Origin of the sequence: Streptomyces viridochromogenes DSM 40736 (assembly GCF_000158955.1) — a bacterium.
GTDB classification, from domain to species: Bacteria; Actinomycetota; Actinomycetes; order Streptomycetales; family Streptomycetaceae; genus Streptomyces; species Streptomyces venetus.
On sequence record NZ_GG657757.1, the window covers coordinates 1,891,919 to 1,902,584 of the forward strand.

Genomic DNA, 10,666 nt, shown 5'->3' on the forward strand with positions numbered 1-10,666 from the left:
CCCACTCGTGTCACCCACGAGAGTGGCAACGCCCCTTTTTTTCGGGGGCGCGGGACTGTATCGATGTGCGGCTCCGCCGCGCGGGCGCGACAAGCCACAGACCACCCGCGCCCCCACGGCCCGCTAGTGCGGAGCCCCCCGCCACCCGGAAACAGGCAGCGCGAACTTCGCCACCAGCCGGTCGGTGAACGAGGCATGGTGCAGCCGAGCCAGCCGAACCGGCACGGCCCCGCGCCGCACCTCCACCCGCGCCCCGGCGGGCAACTCCACGGTCCGCCGCCCGTCACACCACAGCACACCCGGCGGAATGTGTGGCAGAACCTCCACAGCCAACACAGAATCCGGCGATGTCACCAACGGCTTCGCGAACAGCGCGTGCGCGCTGATCGGCACCATCAGCAGCGCCTCGACCTCCGGCCACACCACCGGCCCACCCGCCGAGAACGCGTACGCCGTCGACCCGGTCGGAGTCGACAGCACGATCCCGTCACAGCCGAACCCGGTCACCGGACGCCCGTCGATCTCGAGGACGACCTCCAGCATCCGCTCGGCGGACACCTTCTGCACGGCCGCCTCGTTCAGCGCCCAGTCCGTGTGCACGATGTCCCCGTTGCGGTGCACGACGACGTCGACGGTCATCCGCTCCTCGACCTCGTACGCCTTGGTCACCACCCGGTCGACCACCTTGTCGAGGTCGTCGCGCTCGGCCTCGGCGAGGAACCCGACCCGCCCGAGGTTGACGCCGAGCATCGGCACCCCGGAGGCCCGGGCGAACTCCGCCCCGCGCAGCAGCGTGCCGTCGCCGCCCAGCACGATGAGCAGCTCACACCCGTCGAGGCACTGCGGAGTGGCCTCCTTGACCAGCTCCACCTCCTCCGGCAGGGGCAGGTCACGCGCCTCCGCCTCCAGGACGCGCACGCCGAGACCGGAGCGCAGCAGCCCCTTCACCACGAGTTCGGCACTGCGCACGGCCGCGGGCCGCCCCGTGTGGGCGAGCAGGAAAACAGTACGAGCTCGGTTCTCGGTCAACGCGGCCCCTCCGCCACTGCACGGTCGACATCGGCCGGGTCCAGTTCCGGTGCCCCGGCCCGCAACCACAAGAAGTATTCGACATTCCCCGACGGCCCGGGCAGCGGACTGGCCGTCACGCCCTTCACCCCGAGCCCCAGTCCCCAGGCCTTCTCGGCCACCCCCGTCACCGCTTCGGCCCGCAGCCGGGTGCTGCGTACCACTCCCCCGCTGCCCAGCCGCTCCTTCCCCACCTCGAACTGCGGCTTGACCATCATCACCAGGTCGGCGTCCGGCTTCACGCACCGCACCAGGGCGGGCAGGACCAGCCCGAGCGGGATGAAGGACAGATCCCCCACGACAAGATCCACAGGCTCCCCATCGATCGCTTCAAGCGTCAACTCGCGTACGTTCGTACGGTCCCTGACGGTGACGCGTTCATCGTTCTGGAGCACCCATGCGAGTTGTCCGTATCCGACGTCCACGGCGACGACATGGGCGGCGCCCGCGCGCAGCAGGACGTCGGTGAAACCGCCGGTGGAGGCGCCGGCGTCCAGTGCCCGGCGCCCCTCGACGGCCAGGCCCAGCGGTACGAACGCCTGCAGCGCGCCGGCGAGCTTGTGGCCGCCGCGCGACACGTAGTCGGGATCGTTGTCGTCGGTCGCGACGACGATCGCGGCCGCGGTCTCCACCTGCGTGGCGGGCTTGGTCGCGAGGGTCTTGCCGACGGAGACACGCCCGGCGGCGATCAGCTGGCCGGCGTGTTCACGCGAGCGCGCGAGCTTCCGGCGGACCAGCTCCGCGTCCAGACGGCGGCGTGCGACTCCTGCCACGTTCGGTTCAGCTCCTAGATCCGTGCCTGCGACGGGGGCGCCGGAGGTCCCGGGCGGGCGTCGAGCGCGGTGAGCGCGTCACGCAGCCCCCGGTGTACATCCTCGTACACCTCGACGTGTCCGTCGGTGGCGAGGTGGTCGGCGTCACCGAGCCGGTCCAGGGCCGCGTCCACGTCGGCGTCGCCGGTGGGGGTGCGGGGCACGTTCAGCGGGGCGGGAGCGGCCGGGTCGTACGCGGGCTCGGGCGCTTCCTCCACCACCGGCGGGTCGGGCACTGCGTCGTCCATGCCCAGACGCTACCGCGAACCCCTGCGGTAACGTCGACGGCGATGGCCACGATCGAGGAGTGCCGCAGCGCACTCGACAAGCTCTCGGACAACATGCAGCGCGCCGAAGGGGACGTCCGCGACGCCGCGGCCCTGGACCGTTCGGTGAGCTGCCACATCACCGACCTGGACGTCACCTTCGTCGGCCGCATGCAGGGCGGGCGCATCGAGGTGCGCGACACGGTCCTGGGACCGCCGCCCGACCGGGCCGAGATCAGGCTGGCCATGACCGGCGACGACCTGGTGGCCCTGGTCGACGGCGAGCTGAACTTCGCCACGGCCTGGGGCTCCGGCCGGGTGAAACTGCACGCGGGTTTCCGGGACCTGCTCCAGCTCAGGAAGCTGCTGTAGCGTCCGCGGCGGCGGCCTTCTCCACTCGGGCCCCGCCCGTCACGCGTGCCTTCCGCGCCGCCGGCACCACCAGCGGCGTGCCCGTCTCCGGGTCGTCGATCACCTGGCAGCGCAGCCCGAAGACCTCCTCGACCAGCTCGGCCGTGACGATGTCGTTCGGCGCGCCCTCGGCGATGACCGTGCCCTCGCGCAGGGCGATGAGGTGGGTGGCGTAGCGGGCGGCGTGGTTCAGGTCGTGCAGCACGGCCACGAGCGTGCGGCCCTGCTCCTCGTGCAGCTCCGCGCACAGGTCCAGGACGTCGATCTGGTGCTGGATGTCCAGGTAGGTCGTCGGCTCGTCGAGCAGCAGCAGCGGGGTCTGCTGGGCGAGCGCCATGGCGATCCACACGCGCTGGCGCTGACCGCCCGACAGTTCGTCGACGTAGCGGTCGGCGAGCTCGGCGACGCCGGTCTGCCGCATGGACTCCTGGACGATCCGCTCGTCCTCGGTGGACCACTGCCGCAGCAGGCCCTGGTGCGGGTAGCGGCCGCGGCCGACCAGGTCGCCGACGGTGATGCCGTCGGGCGCGATGGACGACTGGGGCAGCAGGCCGAGGGTCCGCGCGACCTTCTTCGCCGGCATCGACTGGATGACCTGACCGTCGAGCAGCACCCGGCCCTCGCTCGGCTTGAGCATCCGCGACAGGGCCCGCAGCAGCGTCGACTTGCCGCACGCGTTGGGGCCGACGATCACGGTGAAGGAGTTGTCGGGTATCTCCACCGACAACTGCTCGGCGATCACCCGCTGGTCGTAGGCGAGGGTGACGTTCTCGGCGGACAGGCGGTTCACGGTGCTCCCTTGGTTGTTCAGTCCGCTGCCGGCGGTGCCGCCGGCGCTCATATCCGGCCCGCCCTGCGCTCGGTGACCAGCAGCCACAGCAGGTAGACACCGCCGAGCACGCCGGTGACCACGCCCACGGGCAGCTGCTCGGCGCCGAACGCCCGCTGCGAGAGCCAGTCGGCGGTGACCAGCAGGGCGGCGCCCATGCACAGCGAGGCCGGCAGGTTCGGGCCGGGCGAGCGGGTCAGGCGCCGGGCCAGCTGCGGCGCGGTGAGCGCGACGAAGCTGACGGGTCCGGCAGCGGCGGTCGCGGAGGCGGTGAGCAGCACGGCCGCCACCATCAGCAGCAGCCTCACGCGCTCCACCCGCACCCCGAGGGCGTACGACACGTCGTCGCCCATCTCCATCATCCGCAGGGCCCGCGCGTTGCCGAGGACGAGCGGCACGAGCACGGCGCACAGCCCGAGCAGCGGCCAGACCTGGGCCCAGTCACGGCCGTCGAGGGAACCGGTCATCCACACGACCGCGCGGGCCGCGTCCACGATGTCGGACTTGGTGAGCAGATAGCCGTTGACCGCCGTGACGATCGCGGAGACGCCGATGCCGACCAGCACCAGCCGGTAGCCGTGCACGCCCCGCTTCCAGGCGAGCGCGTAGATGGCGAGCCCGGTCACCAGGCCGCCCACGAGCGCGCCGACGGCGACCTGGTTGGCGCTCCCGGAGAACAGCACGATCACGGTGAGCGCACCGGCCGTCGCCCCCTGCCCGAGGCCGAGCACGTCCGGACTGCCCAGCGGGTTGCGGGAGATGGACTGGAACAGCGCGCCGCCGAGCCCGAGCGCGGCGCCGACCAGCAGTCCGACCAGGACCCGCGGCAGCCGCAGCTCGGTGACGATGAACTCCTGGCCCGCGTTGCCCTCGCCCACGAGCGTCCGCAGCACGTCGGCGGCGGGGATCGGGAAGTCGCCGGTGCCGATCAGCACGACACTCGCCCCGAGCGCCACGACCAGCAGCAGGAGCACGACGACGAAGGCGCGTACGTCCAGGCGTACGGAGAGCCCGCCCGGCGTCCGCACGGCACGGTTGGTGGTCTTCACAGCTGCGCCGTCCTCCGCCGTCGTACGAGAAAGATGAACACCGGGCCGCCGAGGATCGCGGTGACGATACCCACCTGGAGTTCCGCGGGCCGGGCCACGATCCGTCCGAGGACGTCGGCGCCGAGCAGCAGCACGGGCGACAGGATCGCCGCGTACGGCAGGATCCAGCGCAGGTCGGGCCCGGTGAAGGAGCGCACGGCGTGCGGCACCATCAGGCCGACGAACACGATCGGACCGCAGGCGGCGGTCGCGGCCCCGCACAGCACGGTCGCGGCCAGCATGGACAGCGCCCGCGTCCGGTTCAGGTTGGCGCCGAGCGCCTTGGCGGTGTCGTCGCCCATGGCCATGGCGTTCAGCGGCCGGGCCAGCGCGAGCGCGAGGACGGTACCTGCCAGCAGGAACGGCAGGACCTGACTGATGGTCGAGTCGGTCGCCGAGGACAGCGAACCGACCGTCCAGAACCGCATCTTGCCGAGCGCCGCGTCGTCCATGATCATCACGGCCTGGAGGTAGCCGTAGAGAGCGGCGGTCAGCGCCGTGCCGGCGAGGGCGAGCCGCACCGGCGTCGCGCCCCGGCCGCCGCCGAGGAACCACACCAGCGCCCCTACCGCGGCCGCGCCGAAGAACGCGAACCAGACGTAGCCACTGAGCGAGGTGACCCCGAGATACGTGATGGCCGTGACGACCGCGGCGGACGCGCCGGCATTGATCCCGAGCAGCCCGGGGTCGGCCAGCGGGTTGCGCGTGAGGGCCTGCAGGACCGCGCCGGACAGCCCGAGGGCGGCGCCGGCGAGCAACCCGAGCACGGTCCGCGACAGCCGCTCCGCCACGACGACGTCGCCGTACGACCCCGAGTCCTCGAACAGGCCGTGCCAGACCTGCCCGAGGGACAGCTCTTTCGCTCCGATCGCGATACTCGCCAGCGCCACGAGCACCAGGATCGCGGCGGCCAGAAGCAGCCCAAAGGCACGGAGTGCACGTCGGGTTGGGGGCGCGGAGCTGGTCTCCGCGCGCTGTTCGGGGGGACTGTCGACCAACACGCAGGTTAGGTTAGCCTACCCTCGCATACGATCACGATTCCGGAGCCCGGCCACCGCCACGAACGCACGGCCGAAAGCCTGCCCCGGATCCCCCGGTCCCAACCGGAGCTCACAACCCCAGCCGCGCCAGCGCCTTCTCCCCGTCCAGCTCGCACACGCCCTCACCGGCGGCCGTCCACGCCGCGGCGCACAACGCGCGCAGCCCGTCCAGCGCCTCGCCCTCCCCGTCGAGCTCCAGCCGGTCCGCACCGGCCGCCGCCGTCCAGCCCCCGCACCGGAACCCGCCGTCGCCTGCCTCCTCCACCTCGGGCTGCCCGGTGAGCATCCCCCGCAGATCGGCGTCCACATACGTCGGCCGGTGCTGCGGCGGCGCCGCCAGCAGCTGCGCACCGTCGGTCACCCCGGTCAGCACGAGCAGCGAGTCGACCTCCCCGTTGAACGCGCCCTCGATGTCCGTGTCCAGTCGGTCGCCCACCACCAGCGGCCGCTCCGCCCCGGTCCGCAGGATGGTCTCGCGGTGCATCGGCGGCAGCGGCTTGCCCGCGACCTGCGGCTCGGCGCCCGTGGCGATCCGTACGACCTCCACGGCCGCCCCGTTGCCCGGCGCGATCCCCCGCCCGCTCGGAATCGTCAGGTCGGTGTTGGAGGCGAACCACGGCACACCGCGCGCCACGGCATAACTGGCCTCCGCGAAACGGCCCCACGGCAGCTCCGGCCCGCCGTACCCCTGCACCACCGCCACCGGATCGTCGTCCGCCGACTCCACGGGCACGAGCCCGCGCTCGCGCAGCGCCACCCGCAGCCCCTCACCGCCGATCACCAGCACCCGGGCGCCCTGCGGCACCTGCTCGCTGATCAGCCGCGCGACCGCCTGCGCCGAGGTGATGACGTCGTCCGCGCCCGTGGGTATCCCCAGCTCGCTCAGATGCGCGGCCACGGTGTCCGGGGTGCGCAGGGCGTTGTTGGTCACGTACGCGAGCCGCATCCCACCCGCCCGCGCCTCGGCCAGCGACTCGACCGCGTACTCGATCGCACTGCCCCCCGCGTACACCACCCCGTCCAGATCGAGCAGCGCGGTGTCGTACGCCTCGCTCAGGGCCCGCCCACTGCCCTCGGGCCTCGTCCTGACACTCCGGCTCATCCCGCATCGCTCCTCGTTCGACGGCTTTCCCCCGATCATCCCCCATGCCACCGACAGCCGTACGATGCCGGGATGGACACAGCAGGTCACTCGGAGGCAACGGCGCACCGAGGCCTGGAACTCACCCCGTTCCGAGGCCTCCGTTACGACCCCGACCGGGTCGGCAGCCTTGCCGCCGTGACATCTCCGCCGTACGACGTCGTGGTGCGCCCCGACGGCCTGCACCACCTCGAGTCCTCCGACCCGCACAACATCGTCCGCCTGATCCTCCCCCAGGCCGCCACCCCCAGCGTCCGCAACGAGCAGGCCGCCGAGACCCTGCGCCGCTGGCTGTCCGAGGGCGTCCTGACCACCGACCCGCAACCCGGCCTGTACGTCTACGAGCAACGCGACGGCACCGGCATGCTGCAACGCGGCATCATCGGCGCCCTGCGGGTGTCGGACCCCGCCGAGCAGGTGGTCCTGCCGCACGAGGACGTCATGCCGCACGTCGTCGCCGACCGCGCGGCCCTCATGCGGGCCACCTCGGCGAACCTGGAGCCCCTCCTGCTCACCTACCGCGGTGACGGCTCCTCGACCGCCACGGCCGACCTCGTCGAGCGCACCGCAGGTCGGCCACCCCTCCTCGCCACCACCACGGAGGACGGCTTCAGCCACCGCCTGTGGTCGGTCACCGACCCGGCCGACCTGGCCACGATCCAGACCGACCTCGCCCGGCACCAGGCCCTCATCGCCGACGGCCACCACCGCTGGGCGACCTACCGCCGCCTGCGCACCGAACACCCCTCCCCCAGCCCGTGGGACCACGGCCTGGTGCTCCTGGTCGACACGGCCCGCTACCCCCTGCGCGTCCGCGCCATCCACCGGCTCCTCCACGACCTGCCCGTCGACCGGGCCGTCGCCGCGCTGCACGGCCTGTTCCGGGTGCGCCGCCTGCACGCCCCGCTGCCCGAGGCCCTGGAGGCGCTGGCGGACGCGGCCTGCGCCGGTAACGCGTTCCTGCTGGCCGGCGACGGTTCCTTCCACCTCGTCGACCACCCGGACCCGGACCTCCTGGCCCGCACGATCCCCGCCGACCGTCCCGCGGCCTGGCGGACCCTGGACGCGACGGTCCTGCACGCCACGCTCCTCGACCACGTGTGGCGCATCCCCGAGGACTCCCCGGCCCACATCGCCTACATCCACGACACGGCCGCCACGGTCGCGAAGGCGGAACGCGACGGCGGTACGGCCGTCCTGATGCACCCGGTCCGCGAGGAGGTCGTCCGCGACCTGGCCCGGCAGGGCGTGACGATGCCGCGCAAGTCGACGTCGTTCGGCCCGAAGCCCGCGTCGGGCCTGGTACTGCGCGCGCTCGACCTCTGAACACACGCCTCCGAACACACGAAAGGGGCGGATCCTCCTGGAATCCGCCCCCCTTCTGCTTTCTACTCCCTACGGGGCCCTACAGGTCCCTACGGGACGTCAGTCCTTATCCTCCGGGTCCTCCGGCTTCTCCGGCTTCTCCGGGGCGACGTCTGCGCCCTCACCCTCGTCGTCGTCGGACATGGCGTCCACGAACTCCACACCGTCCAGCTCGGCGAGCCGGTCCGAAGCGTCCGTGCTGCCGTCCCGGTCGGCCTCCACGGCCTTCGCGAACCACTCCCGCGCCTCGCTCTCCCGACCGGCGGCCAGCAGCGCGTCGGCGTACGCGTACCGCAGCCGCGCGGTCCACGGCTGCACCGAGCTGGAGGCCAGTTCCGGGCTCTGCAGCGTCACGATGGCCGCGTCCAGCTGCCCCATGTCCCGCCGCGCGCCGGCCGCCACGAGCCGCATCTCGACCTGACCGGCCTTGTCGAGCTTGTGCACCTCGGGTGCTCCGGCCATGTCCAGCGCCTTCTCCGGCCGCCCGAGCCCCCGCTCGCAGTCGGCCATGACGGGCCACAGGTCGATGTTCCCGGTCATCCGCTTGGCAGCCCGGAACTCGGCCAGCGCCTCCCCGTACTTCTGGTTGGCGTACGAGGCGAACCCGGCGGCCTCCCGTACGGCGGAGACACGCGACGCCAGCCGCAGCGCGACCCGGGAGTAGCCGTACGCGCCCTCGGGGTCCTCGTCGAGGAGCCGCGCGACCATCACCAGGTTCCTGGCGACGTCGTCCGCGAGCGTCTTGGGCAGGCTCTGCAGCTCCTGCCGCACGTCCTTGTCGATCTCGTCACCGGTGACGTCCTCCGGGATCGGCAGCCGCTTGATCGGCTCCCTGTCCCGCTCCCGCTCGTCACGGAACCGGCCGCCGCCACGCCGGTCGTCCCGACCGCGGAAGCCGCCCCGATCGCCGTCACGCCGGGAGCCGCGGTCACCACGGTCGTCCCGTCGGGGACCGCGTCCGCCGCGGTCGTCACGGCGGTCGTCACGTCCGCGGAAACCACCGCGGTCACCGCCGCGATCGCCACGGTTGTCGTCCCGCCGGAAGTCACCACGGTCGCTGCGGGGGCCGTCGTCGCGACGGAAGCCGGGACGTCCGCCCCGACCCGCATCGTCACGCCGGAAGCCGCCGCGCTCCCCACGGTCGTCGCCACGGCGCTCGTCGCGGCCGCGGAAACCACCACGGTCGTCACGCCGGAAGCCGCCGCGGTCGCCGTCCCTGGGACGGTCCCGGTCGTCACCACGGAAGCCACGGTCGCGGTTGTCGTCGCGACGGAAGCCGCCACGGTCGTCACGGCGGTCGTCACGGCGGGGGAACCCACCGCGATCGCCATCACGCCTCTCGCCACGCCTGTCATCACGCCGGTCGTCCCGCCTGTCATCACGACGATCGTCACGACTGTCATCACGATGGTTTTCACGTCTGTCATCACGCCGGTCGTCGCGTCGGAAGGCAGGTGGTCACCCCGGTCGTCACGGCGGAATGAGGGACGGTCACCTCGCTCGTCACGGACTACGGAAGCCGCCTTCGGACGCGGTCATCCCTGCGTGGACCGCGGTCACGGTCGTCACGCCGGCCGTACCCACCACCACGGTTGTCACCGCCACGGCTGTCGTCACGACGGAAACCACCACGGTCTCGGTCGTCGCGGTCGTCACGGCGGAAGGAGGGACGGTCACCTCGGTCGTCACGGCCACGGAAGCCGCCGCGGTCGCGGTCATCCCTGCGCGGTCCACGGTCACGGTCGTCACGCCGGCCGTACCCACCACCACGGTTGTCACCGCCACGGCTGTCATCGCGGCGGAAGCCACCGCGCTCACCGCGGTCGGGACGGTCACCGCGGTCTCCTCGGTCGCCTTCACGACGCCCGTAGCCCCCACGGTCGTTGCCGCCACGGTCGTCGCGACGGAAGCCGCCACGGTCCCCGCGGCCCCCGCGCTGACCGCCGCGGTCGTTGCGGTCGCTCCGGTCCCCCTCCCGTCGCTGGTCGCGCTCCGGTCGGTCGTCGGGAGAGTTGGTGGACATGGTGACTCCTGTCTTCGGTACCGCAAGTCATTCTCACGCAACCGGGTCACCGGCGCGCAGTGCAAAAAACAAAAAAGGACCCCTGGTCCCAGCTGAACGCTGGTGACCAGGGGTCCTTCCAAAGATTGTTCGGCGGCGTCCTACTCTCCCACAGGGTCCCCCCTGCAGTACCATCGGCGCTGTAAGGCTTAGCTTCCGGGTTCGGAATGTAACCGGGCGTTTCCCCTACGCTATAACCACCGAAACCCTAATGGTTTCGAGCGAACAAGCACACTCTTCAATTGTCTGTTCTGCTCAAAGCCGACAACCGTTCGTTGTCTCAGAACTAACACAGTGGACGCGAGCAACTGAGGACAAGCCCTCGGCCTATTAGTACCGGTCAACTCCACACGTTACCGTGCTTCCATATCCGGCCTATCAACCCAGTCGTCTACTGGGAGCCTTACCCTCTCAAGGAGGTGGGAATACTCATCTCGAAGCAGGCTTCCCGCTTAGATGCTTTCAGCGGTTATCCCTCCCGAACGTAGCCAACCAGCCATGCCCTTGGCAGAACAACTGGCACACCAGAGGTTCGTCCGTCCCGGTCCTCTCGTACTAGGGACAGCCCTTCTCAATATTCCTAC

General features: G+C 71.5%; 12 protein-coding genes, 1 rRNA gene and 1 other annotated feature (1 of these 14 only partly in view). Of the genes, 2 read left to right on the top strand and 11 right to left on the bottom strand.

Going from position 1 to position 10,666, the window contains the following annotated elements:
• Positions 1-123: 123 nt before the first annotated feature.
• The 3 genes from SSQG_RS08250 to SSQG_RS08260 are packed head-to-tail and all read right to left on the bottom strand — an operon-like array spanning position 124 to position 2,128.
• Entirely contained in the window at positions 124-1,029 is a 906-nt protein-coding gene (locus tag SSQG_RS08250) for an NAD kinase (RefSeq protein WP_003989274.1), read from the bottom strand.
• On the bottom strand, positions 1,026-1,841 hold the full coding sequence (locus SSQG_RS08255) for a TlyA family RNA methyltransferase (RefSeq protein WP_003989275.1): 816 nt from the start codon (positions 1,839-1,841) through the stop codon (positions 1,026-1,028). The genes SSQG_RS08250 and SSQG_RS08255 overlap by 4 nt, the downstream gene beginning before the upstream one ends.
• Positions 1,842-1,855: 14 nt before the next feature.
• On the bottom strand, positions 1,856-2,128 hold the full coding sequence (locus tag SSQG_RS08260; RefSeq protein WP_003989276.1) for a hypothetical protein: 273 nt from the start codon (positions 2,126-2,128) through the stop codon (positions 1,856-1,858).
• A 42-nt stretch (positions 2,129-2,170) separates the two neighbouring features.
• Between SSQG_RS08260 and SSQG_RS08265 the strand changes: the two genes are divergently transcribed.
• On the top strand, positions 2,171-2,518 hold the full coding sequence (locus tag SSQG_RS08265; protein ID WP_003989277.1) for an SCP2 sterol-binding domain-containing protein: 348 nt from the start codon (positions 2,171-2,173) through the stop codon (positions 2,516-2,518).
• On the opposite strand, the gene SSQG_RS08270 is transcribed toward SSQG_RS08265, so the two are convergent.
• The 4 genes from SSQG_RS08270 to SSQG_RS08285 all read right to left on the bottom strand — a co-directional run bounded on the left by SSQG_RS08270 (position 2,502) and on the right by SSQG_RS08285 (position 6,616).
• Positions 2,502-3,398, bottom strand: a complete 897-nt coding sequence (locus SSQG_RS08270) for an ABC transporter ATP-binding protein (RefSeq protein ID WP_003989278.1) — start codon at positions 3,396-3,398, stop codon at positions 2,502-2,504. The two genes, SSQG_RS08265 and SSQG_RS08270, sit on opposite strands and share 17 nt — an antisense overlap.
• On the bottom strand, positions 3,395-4,435 hold the full coding sequence (locus SSQG_RS08275) for a FecCD family ABC transporter permease (protein WP_003989279.1): 1,041 nt from the start codon (positions 4,433-4,435) through the stop codon (positions 3,395-3,397). The genes SSQG_RS08270 and SSQG_RS08275 overlap by 4 nt, the downstream gene beginning before the upstream one ends.
• Positions 4,432-5,475, bottom strand: a complete 1,044-nt coding sequence (locus SSQG_RS08280; RefSeq protein ID WP_003989280.1) for a FecCD family ABC transporter permease — start codon at positions 5,473-5,475, stop codon at positions 4,432-4,434. The genes SSQG_RS08275 and SSQG_RS08280 overlap by 4 nt, the downstream gene beginning before the upstream one ends.
• A gap of 109 nt (positions 5,476-5,584) precedes the next feature.
• Positions 5,585-6,616 carry an HAD hydrolase-like protein gene (locus SSQG_RS08285; protein ID WP_003989281.1) on the bottom strand — a complete coding sequence of 344 codons (1,032 nt, stop codon included), beginning with the start codon at positions 6,614-6,616 and terminating at the stop codon, positions 5,585-5,587.
• Between the two features lie 72 nt (positions 6,617-6,688).
• On the opposite strand from SSQG_RS08285, the gene SSQG_RS08290 reads away from it, so the two are divergent.
• Positions 6,689-7,981 carry a DUF1015 family protein gene (locus SSQG_RS08290; RefSeq protein ID WP_003989282.1) on the top strand — a complete coding sequence of 431 codons (1,293 nt, stop codon included), beginning with the start codon at positions 6,689-6,691 and terminating at the stop codon, positions 7,979-7,981.
• A 99-nt stretch (positions 7,982-8,080) separates the two neighbouring features.
• Here SSQG_RS08290 and SSQG_RS42125 read toward each other — a convergent pair whose 3' ends face one another.
• The 4 genes from SSQG_RS42125 to rrf all read right to left on the bottom strand — a co-directional run bounded on the left by SSQG_RS42125 (position 8,081) and on the right by rrf (position 10,287).
• Entirely contained in the window at positions 8,081-8,836 is a 756-nt protein-coding gene (locus SSQG_RS42125) for a tetratricopeptide repeat protein (RefSeq protein ID WP_003989283.1), read from the bottom strand.
• Positions 8,728-9,447 carry a hypothetical protein gene (locus SSQG_RS42130; protein ID WP_052310249.1) on the bottom strand — a complete coding sequence of 240 codons (720 nt, stop codon included), beginning with the start codon at positions 9,445-9,447 and terminating at the stop codon, positions 8,728-8,730. The genes SSQG_RS42125 and SSQG_RS42130 overlap by 109 nt, the downstream gene beginning before the upstream one ends.
• Positions 9,448-9,523: 76 nt before the next feature.
• Positions 9,524-10,084, bottom strand: coding sequence for a hypothetical protein (locus tag SSQG_RS38920; RefSeq protein ID WP_158681018.1), 561 nt, complete (start codon positions 10,082-10,084; stop codon positions 9,524-9,526).
• A gap of 86 nt (positions 10,085-10,170) precedes the next feature.
• A 5S ribosomal RNA gene (rrf, locus tag SSQG_RS08305) occupies positions 10,171-10,287 on the bottom strand.
• Between the two features lie 105 nt (positions 10,288-10,392).
• Positions 10,393-10,666: a sequence feature (mutual gap in cmsearch alignment for this rRNA model is longer than 100), on the bottom strand (it continues 2,845 nt past the right edge of the window).

Bases quoted from the DNA above. Each gene is read 5' to 3' on its own strand.
- SSQG_RS08260 (WP_003989276.1), bottom strand. From the start codon at position 2,128: ATGGACGACGCAGTGCCCGACCCGCCGGTGGTGGAGGAAGCGCCCGAG.
- SSQG_RS08265 (WP_003989277.1), top strand. From the start codon at position 2,171: ATGGCCACGATCGAGGAGTGCCGCAGCGCACTCGACAAGCTCTCGGAC.
- SSQG_RS08270 (WP_003989278.1), bottom strand. From the start codon at position 3,398: ATGAGCGCCGGCGGCACCGCCGGCAGCGGACTGAACAACCAAGGGAGC.
- SSQG_RS08285 (WP_003989281.1), bottom strand. From the start codon at position 6,616: ATGAGCCGGAGTGTCAGGACGAGGCCCGAGGGCAGTGGGCGGGCCCTG.
- SSQG_RS08290 (WP_003989282.1), top strand. From the start codon at position 6,689: ATGGACACAGCAGGTCACTCGGAGGCAACGGCGCACCGAGGCCTGGAA.
- SSQG_RS42130 (WP_052310249.1), bottom strand. From the start codon at position 9,447: ATGACAGACGTGAAAACCATCGTGATGACAGTCGTGACGATCGTCGTG.